Origin of the sequence: Sphingobacterium alkalisoli (assembly GCF_005049105.1) — a bacterium.
Taxonomy (GTDB): Bacteria; Bacteroidota; Bacteroidia; order Sphingobacteriales; family Sphingobacteriaceae; genus Sphingobacterium; species Sphingobacterium alkalisoli.
In genome coordinates, this window is the sequence record NZ_SUKA01000003.1 from 713,570 (window position 1) to 734,944 (window position 21,375).

Here is a 21,375-nt window from a genome sequence, read left to right on the forward strand (position 1 = left end):
CTATCTATCAAATTAATGGCAACGAAATTGCTATAGCTTAACGATGAAAAAAACACTATTCCTAGCATCGACATTCTTATTGTCACTTCTTTCATCGTGCAACATGTCAGCACGCAACAATGAAAAAACTAGCGTAGATTCTACGGCTACAATTAAGCAGACATCTTCAAATGACACCTCGTTGATTGTTCAAATGATTACTGCACCTACGTTCACTGTAAATAGTCCTGTTGAAATGGAGTTCCGGGTATACAATCCTACAGATAGCGTAAAGAAATTCTGCAAGTGGCATACACCCTTTGAAAAACCTTTCATGAGCAAGTATTTAGACATTACATTGAATACAGGTGAAGAGGTTTCATATTTAGGAGCTATGGCGAAGCGCATGATGCCCCCTCCAGAAGATAGCTACCTTTCAGTCAATCCGCTTGACAGTCTTTTAGTAACCATTGACCTTACAAAAGGTTATGATCTCAAAAAGCCAGGCACTTATACCCTAAAATACAATTCGGAAAAAATTAGTGGACTTGTGGTTCAAGATAGCATATCATTTACGATCAATTAGTTTGATTATCCATAACCAATTGCTTCACACCGCTACTCGCGCATGTGAAGCAATTATCATATACGCTTTGCGCATTCCTAAGTACGGATTAGAATAATTTAAAAAAAGCTCTTTTCTAATAAGATTCAATGGAGCTTAAATGACCTGTCTCTATTAATTCCTTGAAATTGCGAAGGTCGCTATTTAAAAGCTTCTCGAACGTCGGACTAAATAAGCTCGCAACATTTTTACCAAGTTGACCTACAGGTGCATGATAAGTTATTACCAGATTAATACGTGTCCCCATTCCACCCACAACATCAGAAAACTCTACTTTACCACTGTTTTCAACGATCGAATTGGGTTGTGAATGCCATCCAATGAGTTGGTTGGCTTCGTCTTTAACCAATACAGTGTCCCAACCGAGCACATCTGCCCCCCATGGTAACTTTAATTCCCAATGCGATACCGTATCTGTTTTTTCTTCCACGCGTCTAATGTATTTCATAAAGTTGGGAAGATTAGCTAAATAACGCCAATATGCATATACCTCCTCACGTGGTTTATTAACAATAATTTCTGATTGTACGTTAATCGCATCCGATGTATTATACGAAGATTTACAATCCAGTTTTTGGGATAGTTTGCATTTGCCGGTAAATCCTCTATAAAGTAAATATGATCCTGTCAGCATTTTTAATGGCTTCTTAAATTTGTCTCTTTTAAATGATCTCGCAAGTATCATGGTGCCTAAAGCAACGGATATAACGCGTTCTGAAAAACCGAGGTCTTTTTCCGCTTGGGAAGATTCTAAATTATACTTCCTGACATTATCTTGATTGGTGATTATACTTTCCATTTGTTCCAGATTAAGATGTGATACTTTCTCTTCCCATTATCATGCATATACGACGCCAAAATAAGCTGTATAAATACTATTTTACGTCCAAATAATACGCATTTTACACCTTAGCAGTAAGAAGAAAAATTGGGCCACTGCTTATGGAAGTACGGATACCCAACATTTACCAATAACAAAGAGCCTTTTCGAAACGGAAAAGGCTCTTTGTTAAATTTATAAAATGCTTATTTTACCATTTAATAATGTCATTTCCCAACGTAAATATCATCAATGCTACTAAAATAAAAAAACCGACCATTTGCGCACGCTCTAAGAATTTATCGCTTAACGGCTTACCTTGAATCATTTCTACTAATAAAAAGATAACATGTCCTCCATCTAAAGCCGGAATCGGCAACAAATTCATAAACGCAAGCGCCATGGAAAGCATACCCACCAAATTCCAAAAACGATACCAATCTACATCGGTACCAAACATTTTAGCGATACCAACAGGTCCCGAAAGCGCTTTATCGGCACGAACTTCACCTTTAAATATCTTCCCAAAACCTTTGATATTATCTGTGATGACCGAAAAAGCTTTCTTTGTACCTATAGGTAGTGCTTCCATAAAACCGTATTCGGAAGTGATGAGTACTAAAGAAGGATCAGGTTTGATACCAAATCCCAGTGTACCATCCGCAGACACTTTACCATTCAACGTCACGACTTGACCATCCCGAACCACTTCCATTGTTATAGATTTTTCTGCCTGATCCAATATAACATCTTTAAACTGATCAAAATAGACGATAGATCTTCCGTTGACAGTTACAATACTATCATCCTTTTGCAGTCCCATTTTCTCAGCTTCCGAAGCGCCTTGAATTTGATCGATTCCCATCATCTTGAGACGAGGTTCAACGAATTCATTCGTTTTGTGGTCAGCTACCTGATTTAAAATATCCGATGGAACCTGAATCTCCTGCTGCACACCTTTACGTTCAATAGTCAATATGGCATCCCCCATCAACACTTCAGAACTAAATAAATCCTTATAATTAACGACAGGTTTACTATTAATTTCTCTTATTTTGTCTCCGGCCTGCAGTCCAATTTCCTTACCGATTATACCGGGTACGATACCATTGGTCAACTTAGAATTATCTATATCAGTTTGCCCATATTTGAAGGCTAACATCCAAAACACCACAATTCCCACAATCACATTGACGATGATACCACCCAACATAACGATAAGGCGTTGCCAAGCCGGCTTCGAACGGAACTCCCACGGCTGTGGCTCTTCCTGAAGTTGTGCCGTATCCATAGATTCGTCGACCATCCCAGCTATCTTTACATAACCACCCAACGGTAACCAACCTATCCCATATTCACATCCCTTATAATTGAATTTAAACAATTTGACGCCCCAAGCATCGAAAAACAGATAGAATTTTTCTACCTTAATACCAAACATGCGTGCAGCCAAAAAGTGTCCAAGCTCATGTAATATTATTAAAATTGACAGGGCTAAAATTACCTGTCCAACCATTACGAATGTTCCCATCTAAATATTTACTTTTTACTCTTATTTATTAAATCTCGTGCCACAATCCGACTTTCGGAATCATAGGCTATATAATCGTCTAAATGCAGCTTTGTATTATTTTTCACCTGACATAATGTCTCTTCAATTATATCACTCATCCCCAAAAATGAAATTTCAAGATTCAAAAATGCATCCACCACGATTTCATTTGCAGCATTCAACACACACGCTCTGTTACCGCCCTCTCGCAGAGCTTGGTAAGCCATTTTTAAATTTCTAAATGTATCTAAATCAGGTTTTTCAAATGTCAATGATCCGTAGTTCATGAAATCAAAACGGGGAAACGAATTTAAAAGACGAGCGGGATAAGTTAATGCGTATTGAATAGGAAGTTTCATATCAGGAAGCCCCATCTGGGCTTTCATGGAACCATCCTGAAACTGTACGATCGAATGTACAATAGATTGTGGATGCACAACGACATCTATTTTATCGGCATCCAAGTCAAACAGCCATTTCGCTTCTATTACTTCGAGCCCCTTATTCATCAATGAAGCCGAATCAATTGTAATTTTAGCACCCATTGACCAGTTTGGATGTTTTAAAGCCTGTTCACGTGTTACATTTTTTAAAAAAGAACAATCCCTCCCGCGAAAAGGCCCTCCTGAAGCCGTAAGATATATCTTTTCTATGGGGTTCAATTCTTCACCCGTAAGACATTGAAAAATAGCCGAGTGCTCTGAATCTACAGGTAGAAGTTTTACTCCGTGCTTTTTCACCAGATCGACCACTAACTCTCCGGCCACTACTAATGTTTCTTTATTGGCCAATGCGATATCTTTACCATGCCGGATCGCATTCACTGTTGGATATAATCCAGCCGAACCCACCACTGCATTAAGTACAACATCTATTTCTTCTAATTCGACCGCAGCTTGCAAGGCCTCTCGCCCACACAAAACCTCTGTAGACAAACACTGCAGGGATGTCTTTACATAGAGATAATGCGATTCATTAACGATTACAACAATTTTTGGTTTAAATTCTAACGCCTGTAGAATTAACTGATCAGCATTATTACTTGCCGTCAATACAGAAACTTGGAAGTGAGATGGGAATGCACGAATAACATCCAATGCTTGTGTACCTATACTACCCGTCGAACCTAATATGGCTATCTTTTTAATCAAAACGCCTTTAAATTAAATAATATTTTTGAGATATTCTGGATTATCGCCCCCTTGATACGTTGACATCATGTCTCGATAAGCGACCGTTACTACTATACTCGATAAGGGGACAATAAGAAATGAGTTTACGATACTAATGAAAACACCAAGATAGAGATTGCCCGAAAAATTAGCAAATGCCTGCGCAACGTGCAACAGTCCAAAGGTGAGTATAATCAATATTAGTTTAGTAACATTTCCTCTAGTCATGGCAAAACTTAAACGGATAGACTGAAAAGAATTACAGTGTCTATCTATGATAAAAAAAGGATAAAATGCGACGCGGATAATAAAAATCGCAGTAAGAACGAAAGAGATAAAAACAGCAATACTCGATACTACACCAATATCTCCACCCACATAGATAAAGGGCCAACATATTACCGCCATAAGTACTAATAGCGTTAATGATATAATGACGATAATCAGCATAGCTCCAAAGAAAAAGCTTAAATCTTTCGTCGTTGGTATGGCAGAGGAAAGTTTAAGTTCTTTTTTACCATCGAAGATAAGCATAACATACTTGAACAACGTTAGATTAACTCCAAAATAAATAACGGTAAACACCAAAGCAAATAAAGCGCTCACAAAGACATTATAATGCCGTAAATATTCGGCCAGTGTTGTCGATGCATTTGATGTGATAAACAGCAGCAAACAAAGTCCCGCAACAGAGAAATAATGACTTTTAAGTAACTTTAGCGATTTAAAAAAGACTTCGTTAACGGCAAAAGTACTTTCTTTTAGGAATTGAATCATCTCTTTTCAATAATAGTGCAAATATGACATAATTTTTGGAATACAACAATCCTAAAACAAAAAGTTCAGAAATTCTCACACATTTGTTTACTTCAATATTGCCGTCATATACATCACAAGCACAGTGTAGATCTAGAAATACAAAAGCTTCCAATAACGAAAGCTTTTGTATTTTATTTGAATGCCGCTGGTACTGGTCTCTCCAAAAGATATTGGTAGTAAAATCGTACCCTTTCATTGAAATCATACCTAGCTTTTGAACGTGCAAAGCCGTGTCTACTACCAGGATATATCATTAACTCAAAAGGCACCGCACGATCTGTAAGCGCATCCACCAATTGAATGGTGTTCTGCATATGCACGTTATCATCCATATCACCATGCATAATCCGCAGTCCGCCTTTGTAGTTATCTACATACGTTAAAATAGAACCATTTTTATAACCTTCAGCATTATCTTGGGGCGTGTCCATCCATCTTTCGGTATAATGCGTATCGTACAATTCCCAACCTGTAACGGGAGCTCCCGCAATGCCATAGTCAAAGTAATCTGCTCCTTTTGTCAGGGCCAAGCAGGTCATATATCCACCGTAACTATGTCCGGTAATCAAAAGTTTGTCTTTTGCAACCCAAGGTTTCGCCTTCAACCATTTTGCTACGGTAATGTAGTCCACTAGCTCCCAATTCCCCAGATTTCGATGCATTAAGGCCACGCCTTGTTTACCATAGTGGCCAGATGCCCTATGATCGCAAGTGATTTGAATTATTCCTTCGTTAGCCCAATATTGATTTGAGGTACCTTTCCATGTATTACGCACCGATCCTGCATCCGGGCCACCGTAAATACTCATTACAACGGGATACTGCTTTGTTTCATCGAAATCTGTCGGATAGGTAATAATTACAGGCAGATCAAATTTACCGTCATCAGACTTGATCGTAAAATATGCTGTTTTTCCAATTTTATATTCATCGAAATCTGCTGATTTAGAATCAGCCAACTCTTTTAAAATTTCCCCTTGATTGTTTACTAAAGCAACCTTATCTGGAGTCTTCACATTCGAATATTTGGAAATGAAATATTTTCCGTCAGGAGAAACCTTAACATCATGGGTGAAGTCACCAAAAGTCAATCTTTTAAAGTTTTTGCCTGAGTAATCCACTCGGTACAAATCTACTGTTGCGGAATTTTCTTTCCGAGCAGTAAAATAAACAACTTTATTCCTCTCGTCAATATATTGTAAGGAAGAAACTTGCCACTCTCCACTGGTAATCGGATTCAATAATTTACCAGCTAATGAATAAAGGTAGTAGTGCGCCCATCCTGTTTTATCGGATTTAAGAATATAATGTTTGTTATCAGACAGATAGGTAATTCGTTCATCATGATCCAAGTTGATCCAGGAAGATTGCTCCTCATTATAAATTTCGTTTTTTGTTCCACGTAATGGATTTACAGCATAGAATTTCAAATTGGTTTGATCTCTGTTCATCCATTGCACCATAATCGTTTGGCTATTGAAACTCCAATAAGGCTGACCAAAGTACTGGTCATCTTTCTCGTTAAAATCTGCCCATACTACCGGAGAGCCCTCCACTTTCACAAACCCAATCTTTACCTGTGGGTTATCCTGTCCCGCCTTAGGATAGCGTGTTTCTTCCAAATAACCATTTTGTCCTTTCGAAACATAAATTGGAAACATCGGTACCTTCGTATCATCAAAGCGCATGAAGGCAATCTGTTTACTGTCTGGTGCCCACCAAAAAGCTTTATAATTTGTCGACCGTCCTAGAATTTCTTCATAATAGACCCACGAAGACCATCCGTTATAAATTACATCTGTCCCATCAGTAGTATACTGTATTTCTTTTGTTCCCGACACATCTACGCTAAACAAATTGCTTTTACGTGTAAAGGCAATAAATTTTCCATCTGGAGATAATGTTGGATTCTGTTCTTCTACATCAGGCGATTGCGTTACTCTTTGCTCCTTTTGTTGCCCAAACTGGATGTAAATATCATTTTCTTTGACAAACACACGTACATCTGAAGAAGGAGCCGGTTGATAAATGCTTTTTTCGCCCGTTCTTACGTTTACCTTATACATTTTACTATTATCTCTCTCCAAGTAATGCTCAGCATCCGCCCAACCTGTGTATTGGTTAACTGACTGTGTAACAGTATAGCCATCACCCCAAGACTCACTGAAATTTAAGTGCTTAGTTTGAGCTTCAACCGAATAGACCGTGATAGACAAGGCTGCAACAAAAATATTGCATATTAATTTCTTCATAAAATGACCATAATGTATATTGAAACACGAAATTAACAATTGTATACTTATTACCGTGTAACATATTTACAATAAAATCATAATCGTTTATAAACCGGAACGGCGAGTGGTTAGAAGTCACAAAAAAAGCCACTCAAAAAGTGGCTCCATATCTGACTGAATGAACTAAATTAGAACGAAAAATCATCTTTTTCTACCAACGTCCCATTACTTTCATAAGTAGAATCATCTTGACTAGGCTCATATCTCTTCTCAACAACTTCTTGATTAGATTTGATGTACGCAACTACGTCAGTTAGTCCTTCTGCAAATTTTTCAAAGTCTTCTTTGTATAAAAAGATTTTGTGTTTAATAAACTGTCCATCCTCAAAACGTTTTTTACTTTCTGTGATTGTCACATAATAATCGTTTGATCGCGTCGCTTTTACATCAAAAAAATAAGTACGTTTACCCGCCCTCACCTTTTTTGAAAATACCTCTTCACGCTCTTTGTTTTCAAAATCTCCCATTAGTCTAGTAAGTATTTAAGTTTAAATCCTATATTTTATGCTATAAATATATAATATTTAATTTCAAACGTCCAAATTTTATCAAAAAAAAGGCACTTTTTTTATTTGCTTATTTAAACTTCGCTAGATTTGTATTTTAGTATGCAATCGCAGTGCGTCTTATTTCACAAATTATTCATCCGTATCTATTTTCATTTGTAATCATAGGGGTACATCGCGGCCTTTGTTCCCTTCTTCCCTTTTCAAAACTTATTATACTAGGAAATACAAAAGAAGTGTGTTATTTTCACCGATGTTTTTAGGTCATTGACCGAATTATAAATGAGGTATACCTAAATGCTCTTAGTCGTATCTGTAGCTATTTCTACATTTGGACTATAAACAAGGAACAAATGAAAGCAAAGAGAAAATATCAAACTCCTCCTCCTCCAAATAATAGCAAAAGTGCTACCATTGTCGGAGCCTGTATCGTTTTATTTGGTGCATTTTTATTATTGAAGAACTTGAATTTAGGTTTTTTGATACCATCGTGGTTGTTTGGATTCCATTCGATATTGATTATAGTAGGACTTGTAATAGGTGTCAATTCAAAATTCGAAAAGAAATCATCTTACGTGTTGATTACAATTGGGGTTATTTTGTTATTGAAGAACTGGATGCACTTTTCAACAGGCAAAGTACTCATCCCATTGTTAGCGATCGTATTGGGTATCTATCTAATCCAACGGAACAGAAAGCTTCCGCTTCTGCCTGAGGACCCTCAAACGCCATCCCCTCCTTCCCCTCCCCCTTTTAGAGACGAATTCGACTGGGATAAGAGAGTAGATGAAAACGCTCCTATATACGAAGGTGATCCAGATCAAAAAACAAATTCAAACCCTTTTTCTCATACCGGTGAGCAAAAAGGGCATTCGAATTATCGGTATGCCGAAAACTATCTAAAAGTAGATTCAATATTCGGAAGTTCAAAAAAAATTATTTTGTCCAAAAACTTTTTGGGAGGAAGCATGACCAATATTTTTGGAAGTACAGAAATTAATTTACTTCAAGCTGATCTCCATCAGCCCATAGTGATTGATGTTTTTCAATTATTTGGTAGCACCAAAATTATTGTTCCTCCACATTGGATGGTTTCGACGAGTATTTCGTCCATTTTAAGCGAAAATGATGACCGTCGGGTTATCATAAACCATCCATTTGATGAAAATAAAAACTTGTATATCACAGGAACTTCGATCTTAGGAAATGTAACAATTAAAAACAGTTAATCCGTAAAATGTCAAACTCGCCTGCGGTTTTAAAAATAAACAAAACGCGTCTTATCCATCTAAGCTCCTGGATAATTTTTGCGTTATACTTCATTGTTTCTTACATCTTACTTCGGCTAGAACATAGATCAAACAACATATCTATTTATGAGCCCCTCTTTGGTGCTTTATGCATTACAATATGTTCGTACCTCATATTCAGTTCACTACAATTTTATTTACCACGAAAGAATCAATATCTTAAAATACTATTCATCTGCTTATTTTTAACGGCAATGAGTGTTTTTCTGCCACTATACCTCGTAAATCAAATATCGGATACTTTTTCAATCACAGATTATTATAAAATTCTCCCCTACCGCACCATAATTAATTTCTTGCTTTTATTCTGCATTCTAATAATCAACATCACCTGGAATATACAGGAAGAATACGAAGAGAACAAAAAGCGGAAAGAAGAATCCGAGCGCCTGGTACGTGAGGCTGAGCTTTACAACCTTCGCCAGCAATTACAGCCGCATTTTTTATTCAATAGTTTAAATTCGATTATTGCATTGATTGGTGCAAAGCCAGACATGGCTAAAAAAATGACTTTTCAGTTATCCGACTTTCTACGCGGAACGATGCGAAAAGACGACAAACAACTTATTTCTCTTTCCGATGAAATCAAACATCTTGAACTGTATCTAGAAATCGAAAAGGTTCGATTTGGCCATCGATTGAATACAGCTTTCCATTATGATGAAGATATATTACACGCAAAAGTACCAAGCATGATCGTACAACCCCTGATGGAAAATGCCATCAAACATGGCCTGTATAACGTAACTGGAGATGTGTTAATAGAAACCCACATTGCATTAGAAAATAAGATTTTGACCATCGAGATATCAAACCCCTTTGAATCCGATCAGTACCAGAATAAAAAAGGAAACGGTTTTGGCTTGACTAGCATCCACAGGAGATTATTTTTAATTTACAGCCGTACGGATCTTCTAGGTGTCAGTAAAACAGAAACCAAATTTATCGCCCGTATAAAAATCCCTCAAAATGATTAAAGTAATAATAATAGACGACGAACCTCTCGCACGGATGATCATCCGCGATTACCTAGAACAAGAAATTGACATAGAAGTCATTACGGAATGCGGCGACGGTTTTGAAGGAGCCAAAGCAATTCAACAACACAGACCAGATTTGATTTTTTTAGACATTCAAATGCCAAAATTAACAGGGTTTGAAATGCTTGAAATTATCGATGAGCTTCCACATGTTATATTCACAACAGCTTTTGAAGAATTTGCAATACGTGCTTTCGAAAAAAACGCGGTAGATTATCTCCTAAAACCTATTAATCAGGAACGATTTTCAAAGGCACTGGAAAAACTGCGGAACATCCATGGTAATCAACAACCAAAACAAAACCTTCAGCAACTAAAAGTAGATGTTGAAGAGGAAATATTAGAACGGATCGTCGTTAAAAACGGAACTCAAATCAAACTTATCCCCGTACAGCAAATTATCTTTTTAGAAGCTTACGATGATTATGTCAAGATTCATACGAAAGATGGTATGTTTCTGAAAAATAAAACCATGTCATCATTTGAAAAACAATTAGATAGCAAGCAATTTGTACGTGTACACCGATCATTTATTATCAAAGTAGATCAGCTTGCCAAAATCGAACCCATGGAAAAAGAAAGTTACCGAGGTATATTGCTAAACGGGGAAAAGGTTAACATTTCTAAATCCGGGTATGCGCGACTAAAACAAACGATTGGTTTATAGCACATTGTTTTTGTACTTTTGTACGATGAAACATCCGTAAATACGACTCCATGAGGAAACATTAAGGAGCCAGTATTGTTATGGATTCTATATCACCATTAAAGTCAACCATTACATATGAAACGAATAGTCGCTACACTGTTGTGTATAATAGGATTTACAGTGTTAATAAAAGCCCAATCCATTGAAGAGAGACAAAACAGAGCTGTTTATAACCAAATTGAATATCTATTCAATACGCAGCAAATGGATTCGATCTATCACATGGCCGACGAAAATTTTAAAAAGACCATATCTTCCACTCAATTGAAAGGAATATTGAACCAGTTACATTCATTGGGAACGATTAAAAATGCGACCGCGGAAAAATATAAAAACGGTATTGCAGGTTATAAAATAGAAATCGGAGACCAAAAATTACTATTCGTATTAGGTGTGGACAGCAATCTAAACTATCATACACTCGCCTTTCAACCTTACGAAGAAAAAGTGGAAGAAAAAAAAGAGCAGGTGATATCCAAAGTCGAAGCAAAAAATCCTTTAGATCTTTTTATTGACTCTGTGGCTCGCACGTACATTCAAAAAGGAAACACGCAATCTTTGGCTATCGGTGTGATTCATAAAAATCAAGTAAATACTTTTTTTTACGGAGAAACTGAAAAAGATAACAATACGCTACCCACCGCAACTACCATATATGAATTAGGATCGATTACGAAAACATTTACCGCGACACTGCTGGCCGATCTAGTAGAAAAGAACGTGATCAGCTTAGACGACAGCATAGCTCAATTTTTACCAGATTCGGTGAAGTCGAATCCCAGTGTACAAAAAATAACTTTTAAATCGTTGGCAAATCATACTTCCGGATTGCCACGCATGGCGTCAAACTGGAATACAGGCCTCAAATTTGAGGAAAGCGATCCCTATGCGCATTATGATCAGAAAGAGCTTTTCAGTTTCCTAAAAAACTTTAAAGCAGACAAAGCCGTTGGAGAAGAATACGAATACAGTAATATTGGATATGGCCTGTTAGGCGAACTAATCTCTATCATTACCAAAAAACCATATGCAAAAAATATTGAGGAGATCATCACGAGCCCGCTAAATATGACCAATACTGTAGAAAGATTTGATCTTAAAGAGGAGCAACACTTAAAAGTATATAACGCAAAAGGAGAAGCGGTACCGGTATGGAAATTTATTTCTCTATCAGCAGCAGGCTCGTTAAAATCTACCATTCAGGATATGTTGTTGTATGCCCAATCGCAATTTAAAATGCCCTTATCTCCATTGGAAAAAGCAATGTCCCTGACCAAGCAGTTTACTTTTTTCATCCCTCCAAATACCGATATTGGCCTTGCATGGCATATGTCTATGATAGGTGATATCATTTATTACAATCATAATGGAGGAACGGCGGGAAGCAGTTCTTTTATCGGTATTGCTCCAGACGCTAAATCAGCTTTAATTGTCTTATCAAACACAGCCATCCCTGTAGAAGCTATCAGTGAGGAAATACTGAAAGAAATAATTTTAACACAATAGGCTACCTGCGCAGCATAATTGCCTGCATGAGCGCACAGTATTTGGTTTGCGAATGCAAAGCATTTTGTCTAAGTTTGATCAGAAAAGTTTTAATCTGAATAAAATCGACTAACGAGTGAAAAAACGTATAGCTATTTTTGCTTCTGGTTCCGGATCCAATGCACAGAAAATAATGGAGCATTTCAAATATTCTCATGATGCAGAAGTGGCCCTGATATTAAGCAACAATCCCGATGCCTATGTATTACAGCGGGCTGATAATTTCGAAATCCCTTCACATGTTTTTGACAAGCACGCTTTTTACCACACTACGGAGATTGTAGATCTTCTAAAGAGACTAGATATCGACATGGTTGTATTAGCCGGTTTTTTATGGCTTATACCTCAAAGCCTATTACGTGCTTTCCCAAACAAGATTATCAACATCCACCCCGCCCTTCTTCCTAAGCATGGTGGAAAAGGCATGTATGGTGACCGGGTACATCAAGCTGTACTCAATGCCGGAGACGATGAGCATGGAATCTCTATCCATTTTGTAAATGAAAATTTTGATGAAGGAGAAATAATTTATCAAGCTCGGTTTAGAGTTGACCCCGGTGATACCCTGGAAGTTATAAAATTCAATGGGCAGCAACTAGAACACTTACATTATCCAAAAGTGATCGAAAATTTGTTAAAGAAATATAATTAAAAAAAGGAGCTCAAAGGCTCCTTTTTTACTCAACTCCGTTATCATTACTAGTCATCAAGTCCACCGATGGACTTTCGTAGTTGTAGATGTTTCCTGTATGAATCATGAAATTTTCTTCCATTTATTACCAAACAACAATTTCGATTTAGTTCATATAAACCCCATAGAAAATAACTATCTTTGCGGCTCCAAATAAATAACAATGAATCATCCTGTTAAGATTAAAAATGCACTGGTTTCTGTTTATTATAAAGACAACCTCGCCCCACTTATTCAACTTTTAAATAAATACGGAGTTACTTTGTATTCTACAGGCGGCACGGAAGCTTTCATCCGTGATTTAGATATCGATGTCGTACGTGTAGAAGACTTGACAAGCTATCCGTCTATTCTAGGTGGACGGGTAAAAACACTTCACCCAAAAGTATTCGGTGGCATCCTTTCCCGCCGTCCTTTAGAAAGCGATCAGCAGCAATTAGCGCGATACGAAATTCCGGAAATTGACCTGGTTATCGTAGACCTATACCCATTTGAAGAGACACTCGCCTCCGGGGCTTCCGAGCAAGATATTATTGAAAAAATCGATATCGGTGGCATTTCGTTAATCCGTGCTGCAGCAAAGAATTTCAATGATGTTGTCATCATTTCTTCCAAAACAGATTACACAGAATTAGAACAGATTTTGGCATCGCAAAACGGTGTAACCACACTTGACCAACGCAAGTCTTTTGCCAAACGCGCTTTCAATACCTCTTCCCATTACGATACGGCTATTTTTAATTACTTTAACCAAGAAGAACCTTTAACGGTTTTCAAGCAATCCCAGCAAAAAGCACAGACATTGCGTTATGGAGAAAACCCACATCAAAAAGGTATTTTCTTCGGAGATCTAGATGCTATGTTTGATAAGTTGAACGGCAAAGAACTATCATATAACAATTTAGTGGATGTAGATGCAGCTGTTGCCATCATTGATGAATTCGAAGATCCCACATTCGCGATCTTAAAACATACCAATGCCTGTGGAGTAGCTTCGCGCTCGACGGTCAAGCAAGCCTGGATAGATGCTTTAGCATGTGATCCAATATCTGCTTTTGGAGGCGTATTAATTACAAATCGTGAAGTAGATGCCGAGACAGCTGAAGAAATTAACAAATTATTTTTCGAAGTATTGATTGCCCCCTCTTACAGCGAACAAGCTAAATCAATACTGACCGCTAAGAAAAATAGAATTATATTGATAAGAAAAGAAGTTAATTTACCTACCCATCAATTCAAGACGTTATTGAACGGTGTAATCCTTCAAGATAAAGATCATACAATAGAAGGTCCGGAATTGATGACAGCAGTAACTATTGCAAAGCCGTCCCCAGAACAATTAGAAGATCTTTATTTTGCAAACAAAATTGTAAAGCATACGAAGTCGAATACCATCGTATTTGCCAAAAATGGAACTTTGCTTACCTCGGGCGTGGGTCAAACCTCTAGAGTAGACGCATTAAAACAAGCAATTGAAAAAGCACATGCATTTGGTTTTGATTTAAAAGGCAGCGCTATGGCGTCCGACGCATTCTTTCCCTTTCCAGACTGTGTAGAAATAGCAGGCGAAGCTGGGATAGCAGCGGTATTACAACCAGGTGGATCAATAAAAGATCAATTGTCTATCGACATGGCCAACGAAAAAGGATTAGCTATGGTTGTTACAGGCGTCCGGCACTTTAAGCATTAAATATCCCATAAAAAACAAAAAAAGGAGTTTGAAACTGAAGTATCAAATTCCTTTTTACTGAAATTATTTATCTAAATAGCCATCCTGAACCTACATGAAGCTTTGATATCCGCTGTACTGATCTTCGATCATATTATGATAATTTTATTTTAACTAAACTTAACGTACTTGCTATCAATATTATTGTTTATCTTTAGCTCAGAATAACGTTACTTATATTCGATTTATTAATAACAGTAAAAAAATTAAACTCACTCCTTAGTAACAGAGTACTACAACTCTAAATGAAATCTACAATTAAATTCAACAACGTCAATTCATTATTCTCCAAAACATTAAAGGAGAAAATAAATATATATTTTAAAAACAATAACCTCAACAAAACTGGGGGGCGAAAAATCTTGGTCAAAGGAATTATACTTTTCTCTACTTTTTTAGGGATTTACAGCACATTACTTTTAGTACAGCCGCATTGGTCTATCAGCATTTTACTATGCGTGCTATTTGGTGTGAATCTCGCGGCAATTGGTTTTAATGTAATGCATGACGCTGGTCATGATACTTTTTCTAAAAACAAGAAGTTTAACAACATTCTCTCCTATAGTGCCAACTTGATGGGCGCAAATATCTATTTTTGGAAACTAAAGCACAATATAGCCCATCATACATTTACAAATATTGAAGGTGAAGATCATGATATTGATGTTAGATTTATGCGTTTGCATAAAGAACAGGAGCATCAAAAACATCATAAATTTCAACAATATTATTTCCTTGCGCTGTATGGCATCTCCTATCTTGCCTGGATTTTCTATCAGGATTATGAGAAGTATTTTAAAGCCTCATTAGGAAAAAACAACAACGCATTCAGTTTTCCATTACGTGAAAAAGTTATTTTCTGGATAAGCAAAGTTATACACTTTACATTATTCATCGTATTGCCCGTCATTTTTGTAGGTTGGATCAAAACTTTAATTGGTTTAGTGATTGTAAGTGTAATTTGTGGACTCATATTAGCCATTGTATTCCAATTGGCACATGTCGTATCCGAAACAAGCTTCAATACAGTAGAAGATGATAATCGTAAAATAGAGAACGAGTGGATGATTCACCAATTAAACTCTACTGCAAACTTCGCTACGAACAATAAGTTTTTGACTTGGCTATTAGGCGGTTTAAACTTTCAAGTAGAACATCACTTGTTTCCAAAGATAAGTCATATCCACTATCCCGCGATCAACGAAATTGTTCGTGAAACCTGTATAGAATACAAAATTAATTATATTGAGTTCCCGACATTTGCAAAGGCCTTCAATTCACATGTCAATGTAATAAAAGAAATGGGATCGAATAAATAAGAAAAGTGAAATTTCATAACAAATAAAGAAGCCAGTCTATAATGTAGGCTGGCTTCTTTATTTGTTATGATTGTGTCAATCAAAAAATTAGGGCTCCAAAACAACTTCTGAAACCTGATTTCCTTGTTTGGAACTTCTATATTTATATTTGACCTTTTGATCTATTTTCAACACAAACCCAACTAAATTGTCATTAAAATAGACTGTCTGTCTTGACAAATTATCACGGATGAAACCGTAATGGCCTTGGTCATTATAATACGACACTTTCCCGTAGTTGTATTCATCTTCTACTTCTGGTCGTAACAGATCTTCCTCTTTAAACTCATATTTAGTCAAGGGAGGGGTATCTGATATATTACCATACTCGTCAACATATGCAAACATTTCTTCAAAGGACTTTCCTTTGTCATTGTTTTGTTTGTTGAACTCTTTCTTCTCTTGCTTGTGTTGCTTTTTTAATTGCTTTTTCTTTGCTTGTTCTTTTTTTCTGAATGTAATTTGGCTTTGCCCCATTAAACGTGTATAATGTAAATAAATAAATTAAAAATATGTCTTAGCGACCAACGGGCTTTATAAAACTTGTTGAAGACAGTTAAAGCGAGGTGATGTATAAGGCTTTCAATACAAAGATACGAAATCTAAATGAAACCAGAAAACATTGCAACGTTATGCTTATCTTACAATCCAAAAGCTTTGTCATATGAAAATACTTTTAAGACGAAAACACGTGTTTTACGAATAATTATGCCTATCCTTGCTTTAATACTAATAAAAAAAAATAATGAATACAGGAACTGTAAAGTTTTTTAATGAAACTAAAGGATTTGGTTTTATTACTCCAGAAAATGGTGGCGCTGACGTGTTTGTACACACATCAGGATTAAAAAACCAAGTTAGAGAAGGTGATACCGTAACTTACGAAGTTGAGCGTACACCTAAAGGTCTAAATGCTATTAATGTGAAATTGAGCTAATCGAATTTATATTTAATACTAAAAGCAACGGCTGCCTAAAATAGGTGGCCGTTGCTATTTACAGTGACAAACTAAATTTAAGTAGAGAATGCCTGTTCGCTACTTTTCTCCAATCTATTCACGCAATTTCTAAAACGCAAGAGTCCCTTATTCTAATAAATTCTACATTTTAAAGAAAAAAAATGTTCACAAAAAACAAAACAGCCTTAAATTAACTAAAAATCAGTGAGTTTTCTATTTAAGGCACGCCGTTTGTAATGACGTAACTCAAATAAACTAAATACTTAAAGAATTATGAGAAGGACACCTTACACCACATTTGTCGTTCTGCTGGTCATAACTTTTGTTCTGATTTTTGCAACAACATGCGTTGGGGCATTTTAAACATTTTTATTGCGCACCAATCACACTGATCTTATCAAACTAGTATACAGACCATATAAATGATTATATCGTCGTATACTGGTTTCTATTTGTATTCCGAAATCCATTCTCTAATTTCACAAGCTATCAAATTGGTCTATAACGGACTCATACAGTACTCCATAATTAGAGAATAAACCGTATCTTTGCAGCATGATTAATGTGTCTAATTTATCGCTTCGCTTTGGCAAACGTGTGCTATTCGAAGACGTCAACTTAAAATTTACTACAGGAAATTGTTATGGTATCATTGGTGCAAATGGGGCCGGAAAATCCACCTTTCTAAAAATTATATCGGGTGAAGTAGATCCAAGCACAGGCTCGGTTGCTTTCACTCCGGGTGAACGTATGTCAGTACTGAACCAAAATCACTATCAATTTGATGAATTCCCCGTCATTGAAACAGTAATGATGGGAAACCAGGAATTATATAAAGTGATGAAAGAAAAAGACGCGATCTACATGAAAGAGGATTTTTCTGATGCAGATGGCGAGCGTGCCGGAGAGTTAGAAAGCTTATTTGCCGAAATGGACGGTTGGAATGCTGAAAGTAATGCAGCTACCCTTTTAAGTAATTTAGGAATCAAAGAAGACCTTCATTATAAGTTAGTCAAAGAATTGGACGGTAACGAAAAAGTACGTGTTTTGTTAGCACAAGCTTTGTTTGGAAAACCCGATATTTTGATTTTGGATGAGCCTACCAACGACCTGGATATTAATACAATTGCTTGGCTAGAAGATTTCCTAGCTAGCTACGAGGCCATTGTGCTGGTTGTATCCCACGATCGTCACTTCTTGGATGCGGTGTGTACGCATATCGTAGATATTGACTTCAGTAAAATGTCGATTTACTCTGGTAACTATACATTCTGGTATGAGTCTTCCCAGTTAGCCCTGAAACAACGTGCGGACCAAAACAAGAAAACGGAGGATAAGGTCAAAGAACTGCAGGAGTTCATTCGTCGTTTTTCGGCCAATGCTTCTAAATCAAAGCAGGCTACTTCACGTAAGAAAGCGTTGGATAAAATCAACATCGATGAAATCAAACCTTCCAACCGGAAATATCCGGCGATTATGTTCAACACGATGGATCGCGAACCGGGAGATCAAATTTTACAAGTTGAAGGCTTAAGCAAAACAATAAATGGTGAAGTCTATTTCAAGGACATCAGCTTTATGATCAATAAAGGTGATAAGATTGCTGTTCTTGCAGAAAATTCACTTATTACCTCCGCCTTTTACGATATACTCGCGGGTCGCGACCAAGATTATAAAGGTGAATTCAAATGGGGTATAACCATTACTCCTGCAGATATGCCAATCGAAAACGCAAGCTTTTTTGATGGAAAAACGGATAATTTAATTGATTGGTTGCGTGATTATACGAGCAAATCCGATGCTGACGAGCAGTTTATTCGCGGCTTTTTAGGTAAAATGTTATTTTCTGGCGAAGAGGTGCTAAAAAAATGTTCCGTACTTTCCGGAGGTGAAAAAATGCGCTGTATGTTCTCCAGAATGATGCTACAGGGAGCTAACTTCCTACTATTTGACGAACCGACCAATCATTTGGATTTGGAGTCAATTACCGCATTAAACAATGGTATGAAAGATTTCAAAGGATCCATGTTATTTACTTCTCGTGACCACGAATTAACAGAAACAGTGGCAAACCGTATTATCGAATTAACACCAAATGGCATTATTGATAAATTAATGAGCTACGACGAGTACGTTAATTCGGATGTAGTAAAAGCCCAACGTGAAGAGCTATACGCTAAGAAGTAGATTTATCCTATCTAATTCACTTTTAAAAAACACAGAAGCCCTGCAGATTATCACCGCAGGGCTTCTTGTATTAAGATAAACCGACAACAGACATATCAAAATCACATTTTGTTTTGATCACATCCGTATAATAAGTTAGAAGAATTAATTTATATTTGTTACAGCTTAATTGCATTAAAAACAAAAAAACAGAAAATGAAAACAACCAAACTCCTCTCTCTAGGCGTATTATTCCTTGTCCTGTCTACTTCAGCCATGTACGCCCTCATCGATTGGAAAATCATGGACAATGATTATGTCATTAAATTTGAAACAAAAAAAGCAAGCGGCACCATTAGCGGGCTAAAGGGGGTACTTCATTTCGATCCTGATAATCTTGCTGGAGCGAATATGGATGTCACCGTTGATGTCAACACATTGGATCTTGGAAATGGTTTAAAAACCAAACATGCCAAAGCGGATGATTTCTTTGATGTCGAACAGTATCCAACTATTCATTTCAAATCTACTGGATTCAAAAAAGTAAGCAGTGGTTATCAGGTTGACGGCAATCTAACCCTTAAATCGACGACTAAGCCTATTAGTATATTGTTTACTTTTGAGAGTAAAGCATCTGTACCTACATTTTTAGGTGCGTTTGAACTGAACAGAACAGATTACGGGTTAACGGGAAAAGGAAGTGTGGGAGAGATCTTAAAGCTGAACATAAAAGTACCTGTTAGCAAATAAATCCATTTGCCAACAGGTGTTTAATACTTATCTGATCAACTGATACAGGCTGTGTATCTCTGATTTTGTAAATGTAATCTGACCCGATATAGAAGATATATGAGGTGCTACGTAAGTAGCGCCCATTTCTATTTTCTGAATCTGTTCCGGTATAGAAAGGCGATCCAAGAGTAGCTTTTCATTTTCCAAATGCTGTAGCACAAAAGAAAAATAGGTATCATTATTCACTAGTTGCTCCTGTAATTGAAAATCCGCAGCTGTAGCTAGTGCGATCATATCCCCTTTTATCCTTTTGGTGAATTTGTAGAAAATTTTCTCGGGTATATAACCAGCTAAATGAGGAGATGACTTTACCGTCACCTGCAGGTTTGGCACCGACTCCTCTCTTAATTCCTTCTTTTCACTCATTTCGAAGTTATCATCCATTTCATAGGCAATTATCGTATCAGTTTGTATCACGTCTTCCTGCTTCCATTCCATATCAATATATCCACCAAAATAGCGTTGCAGCGTGTCTACTGGAATCTTGAGATTTTCTAGGGTCGATTGATACTTTTGCATGAGTGGACGCAGATCAGCATCCAACGTCACGTTCAAGATATTATGTTCAGAAAGTTTACGTTTTCGTGGTCTCGCATTGGCTTTCCACAACGTAGAATACAGCATCCCTTCCAATTGTATTTTTCCGTTTTCAAAATCAGCCTTTACGACAGTGCTATCGTAGAGATTGTTGTACAATATATCAGCCTTGGACTCAAGGAAGTCTGTATTCGCGATAGCACCAATCTGTACTAAGTCGCCACTCTCGTTCGCCAGTAGATGCTCCATCCGTTCCCTTCGGTCGCGTGTGCTAACACCTATAGAAAGAATAAAACTTTGTTCATGGCTCAGCAACGCAACCCTTTTGTCTCTGGAAACCAAATAAGAAAGATCTGTTGGATCCTGTAACGAATCCACATGAATGTCTAGACTTTGTAAGGCGAACTTTCGGAAGCGCTCGATATCGCTTATTTTCTGTACGCTGTAAAACACGGAAGTGTCTTTCGGGGTCGAGAAGAATAAAATCCGAGCCGGCACACTCCATCCGGCCTCCCAGATATTAATTCGTTTTGTCCTGTCCTCTGTTGCTTTAGAAGTATCGCTACCGAAATACGTAAGGGGATGGATAATCGCATTTGCGACTAACTCTTTTAACAATCGATCCACAGAGACCTGAATTAGCACATCACTATCTTTATGCACCTGTGCATCCAACGATTTTGTATTACGTACGCTAAAAAAAATCCATAACCCTCCGATAACGAGAAGTACAAAAACCAAAAAAAACAATAAAACCTTTCGTATCATAGTCT

The 21,375-nt window shown here is 37.0% G+C and carries 19 protein-coding genes; 11 read left to right on the forward strand and 8 right to left on the reverse strand.

Annotated elements, in window-relative coordinates; all coding sequences use genetic code 11:
* The first annotated feature begins 43 nt into the window (after nucleotides 1-43).
* Nucleotides 44-565, forward strand: a complete 522-nt coding sequence (locus FAZ19_RS12675; RefSeq protein WP_136821077.1) for a protease — start codon at nucleotides 44-46, stop codon at nucleotides 563-565.
* Nucleotides 566-680: 115 nt separating this feature from the next.
* Here FAZ19_RS12675 and FAZ19_RS12680 read toward each other — a convergent pair whose 3' ends face one another.
* The 6 genes from FAZ19_RS12680 to FAZ19_RS12705 all read right to left on the reverse strand — a co-directional run bounded on the left by FAZ19_RS12680 (nucleotide 681) and on the right by FAZ19_RS12705 (nucleotide 7,728).
* Entirely contained in the window at nucleotides 681-1,403 is a 723-nt protein-coding gene (locus FAZ19_RS12680; RefSeq protein ID WP_136821078.1) for an SRPBCC family protein, read from the reverse strand.
* Between the two features lie 232 nt (nucleotides 1,404-1,635).
* A complete protein-coding gene (gene rseP, locus FAZ19_RS12685; RefSeq protein WP_136821079.1) occupies nucleotides 1,636-2,955 on the reverse strand; it encodes an RIP metalloprotease RseP in 1,320 nt (439 codons plus the stop codon).
* Between the two features lie 8 nt (nucleotides 2,956-2,963).
* Nucleotides 2,964-4,124, reverse strand: coding sequence for a 1-deoxy-D-xylulose-5-phosphate reductoisomerase (locus tag FAZ19_RS12690; RefSeq protein WP_211245508.1), 1,161 nt, complete (start codon nucleotides 4,122-4,124; stop codon nucleotides 2,964-2,966).
* Nucleotides 4,125-4,139: 15 nt separating this feature from the next.
* Nucleotides 4,140-4,925, reverse strand: coding sequence for a beta-carotene 15,15'-monooxygenase (locus FAZ19_RS12695; RefSeq protein ID WP_136821081.1), 786 nt, complete (start codon nucleotides 4,923-4,925; stop codon nucleotides 4,140-4,142).
* A gap of 173 nt (nucleotides 4,926-5,098) precedes the next feature.
* Nucleotides 5,099-7,219, reverse strand: a complete 2,121-nt coding sequence (locus FAZ19_RS12700) for a S9 family peptidase (protein WP_136821082.1) — start codon at nucleotides 7,217-7,219, stop codon at nucleotides 5,099-5,101.
* Between the two features lie 170 nt (nucleotides 7,220-7,389).
* Nucleotides 7,390-7,728 (reverse strand): DUF3276 family protein, encoded by a 339-nt coding sequence (locus FAZ19_RS12705; RefSeq protein WP_136821083.1) that lies wholly within the window; start codon nucleotides 7,726-7,728, stop codon nucleotides 7,390-7,392.
* A 392-nt stretch (nucleotides 7,729-8,120) separates the two neighbouring features.
* On the opposite strand from FAZ19_RS12705, the gene FAZ19_RS12710 reads away from it, so the two are divergent.
* From FAZ19_RS12710 to FAZ19_RS12740, 7 genes are all read left to right on the forward strand, one after another.
* A complete protein-coding gene (locus FAZ19_RS12710) occupies nucleotides 8,121-8,996 on the forward strand; it encodes a LiaF transmembrane domain-containing protein (RefSeq protein WP_136821084.1) in 876 nt (291 codons plus the stop codon).
* Between the two features lie 275 nt (nucleotides 8,997-9,271).
* On the forward strand, nucleotides 9,272-10,054 hold the full coding sequence (locus FAZ19_RS12715) for a sensor histidine kinase (protein ID WP_229707466.1): 783 nt from the start codon (nucleotides 9,272-9,274) through the stop codon (nucleotides 10,052-10,054).
* The gene (locus tag FAZ19_RS12720; protein WP_136821086.1) at nucleotides 10,047-10,784 is read left to right on the forward strand and encodes a LytR/AlgR family response regulator transcription factor; all 738 of its coding nucleotides are present in this window, start codon (nucleotides 10,047-10,049) and stop codon (nucleotides 10,782-10,784) included. Before FAZ19_RS12715 ends, FAZ19_RS12720 begins: the two co-directional genes overlap by 8 nt.
* Before the next feature lie 117 nt (nucleotides 10,785-10,901).
* Nucleotides 10,902-12,332 carry a serine hydrolase domain-containing protein gene (locus FAZ19_RS12725; protein WP_136821087.1) on the forward strand — a complete coding sequence of 477 codons (1,431 nt, stop codon included), beginning with the start codon at nucleotides 10,902-10,904 and terminating at the stop codon, nucleotides 12,330-12,332.
* Nucleotides 12,333-12,447: 115 nt separating this feature from the next.
* Nucleotides 12,448-13,023, forward strand: a complete 576-nt coding sequence (gene purN, locus FAZ19_RS12730) for a phosphoribosylglycinamide formyltransferase (protein ID WP_136821088.1) — start codon at nucleotides 12,448-12,450, stop codon at nucleotides 13,021-13,023.
* A gap of 202 nt (nucleotides 13,024-13,225) precedes the next feature.
* Nucleotides 13,226-14,752 (forward strand): bifunctional phosphoribosylaminoimidazolecarboxamide formyltransferase/IMP cyclohydrolase, encoded by a 1,527-nt coding sequence (gene purH, locus FAZ19_RS12735; protein ID WP_136821089.1) that lies wholly within the window; start codon nucleotides 13,226-13,228, stop codon nucleotides 14,750-14,752.
* Between the two features lie 284 nt (nucleotides 14,753-15,036).
* Entirely contained in the window at nucleotides 15,037-16,110 is a 1,074-nt protein-coding gene (locus tag FAZ19_RS12740) for a fatty acid desaturase family protein (RefSeq protein WP_136821090.1), read from the forward strand.
* An 87-nt stretch (nucleotides 16,111-16,197) separates the two neighbouring features.
* Here the strand turns inward: FAZ19_RS12740 and FAZ19_RS12745 are convergent, their stop codons facing one another.
* Nucleotides 16,198-16,626: a cold-shock protein gene (locus tag FAZ19_RS12745; protein ID WP_229707464.1), complete on the reverse strand. Its 429-nt coding sequence runs from the start codon at nucleotides 16,624-16,626 to the stop codon at nucleotides 16,198-16,200.
* Between the two features lie 268 nt (nucleotides 16,627-16,894).
* On the opposite strand from FAZ19_RS12745, the gene FAZ19_RS12750 reads away from it, so the two are divergent.
* The 3 genes from FAZ19_RS12750 (at nucleotide 16,895) to FAZ19_RS12760 (ending at nucleotide 20,023) form a co-directional block, all read left to right on the forward strand.
* A complete protein-coding gene (locus FAZ19_RS12750; protein ID WP_136821091.1) occupies nucleotides 16,895-17,086 on the forward strand; it encodes a cold-shock protein in 192 nt (63 codons plus the stop codon).
* Between the two features lie 576 nt (nucleotides 17,087-17,662).
* Entirely contained in the window at nucleotides 17,663-19,294 is a 1,632-nt protein-coding gene (locus tag FAZ19_RS12755; protein WP_136821092.1) for an ABC-F family ATP-binding cassette domain-containing protein, read from the forward strand.
* Between the two features lie 195 nt (nucleotides 19,295-19,489).
* Entirely contained in the window at nucleotides 19,490-20,023 is a 534-nt protein-coding gene (locus tag FAZ19_RS12760; RefSeq protein WP_136821093.1) for a YceI family protein, read from the forward strand.
* 27 nt (nucleotides 20,024-20,050) lie between these two features.
* Here FAZ19_RS12760 and FAZ19_RS12765 read toward each other — a convergent pair whose 3' ends face one another.
* Nucleotides 20,051-21,370, reverse strand: coding sequence for a hypothetical protein (locus FAZ19_RS12765; RefSeq protein ID WP_136821094.1), 1,320 nt, complete (start codon nucleotides 21,368-21,370; stop codon nucleotides 20,051-20,053).
* Between the last annotated feature and the right edge of the window lie 5 nt (nucleotides 21,371-21,375).

Excerpts from the sequence above, each read along its gene's own strand:
- FAZ19_RS12675 (WP_136821077.1), top strand. The coding sequence starts at position 44 with ATGAAAAAAACACTATTCCTAGCATCGACATTCTTATTGTCACTTCTT.
- FAZ19_RS12680 (WP_136821078.1), bottom strand. The coding sequence starts at position 1,403 with ATGGAAAGTATAATCACCAATCAAGATAATGTCAGGAAGTATAATTTA.
- rseP (WP_136821079.1), bottom strand. The coding sequence starts at position 2,955 with ATGGGAACATTCGTAATGGTTGGACAGGTAATTTTAGCCCTGTCAATT.
- FAZ19_RS12695 (WP_136821081.1), bottom strand. The coding sequence starts at position 4,925 with ATGATTCAATTCCTAAAAGAAAGTACTTTTGCCGTTAACGAAGTCTTT.
- FAZ19_RS12700 (WP_136821082.1), bottom strand. The coding sequence starts at position 7,219 with ATGAAGAAATTAATATGCAATATTTTTGTTGCAGCCTTGTCTATCACG.
- FAZ19_RS12705 (WP_136821083.1), bottom strand. The coding sequence starts at position 7,728 with ATGGGAGATTTTGAAAACAAAGAGCGTGAAGAGGTATTTTCAAAAAAG.
- FAZ19_RS12710 (WP_136821084.1), top strand. The coding sequence starts at position 8,121 with ATGAAAGCAAAGAGAAAATATCAAACTCCTCCTCCTCCAAATAATAGC.
- FAZ19_RS12715 (WP_229707466.1), top strand. The coding sequence starts at position 9,272 with ATGAGTGTTTTTCTGCCACTATACCTCGTAAATCAAATATCGGATACT.
- FAZ19_RS12720 (WP_136821086.1), top strand. The coding sequence starts at position 10,047 with ATGATTAAAGTAATAATAATAGACGACGAACCTCTCGCACGGATGATC.
- FAZ19_RS12725 (WP_136821087.1), top strand. The coding sequence starts at position 10,902 with ATGAAACGAATAGTCGCTACACTGTTGTGTATAATAGGATTTACAGTG.
- purH (WP_136821089.1), top strand. The coding sequence starts at position 13,226 with ATGAATCATCCTGTTAAGATTAAAAATGCACTGGTTTCTGTTTATTAT.
- FAZ19_RS12740 (WP_136821090.1), top strand. The coding sequence starts at position 15,037 with ATGAAATCTACAATTAAATTCAACAACGTCAATTCATTATTCTCCAAA.
- FAZ19_RS12745 (WP_229707464.1), bottom strand. The coding sequence starts at position 16,626 with ATGGGGCAAAGCCAAATTACATTCAGAAAAAAAGAACAAGCAAAGAAA.
- FAZ19_RS12750 (WP_136821091.1), top strand. The coding sequence starts at position 16,895 with ATGAATACAGGAACTGTAAAGTTTTTTAATGAAACTAAAGGATTTGGT.
- FAZ19_RS12755 (WP_136821092.1), top strand. The coding sequence starts at position 17,663 with ATGATTAATGTGTCTAATTTATCGCTTCGCTTTGGCAAACGTGTGCTA.
- FAZ19_RS12760 (WP_136821093.1), top strand. The coding sequence starts at position 19,490 with ATGAAAACAACCAAACTCCTCTCTCTAGGCGTATTATTCCTTGTCCTG.
- FAZ19_RS12765 (WP_136821094.1), bottom strand. The coding sequence starts at position 21,370 with ATGATACGAAAGGTTTTATTGTTTTTTTTGGTTTTTGTACTTCTCGTT.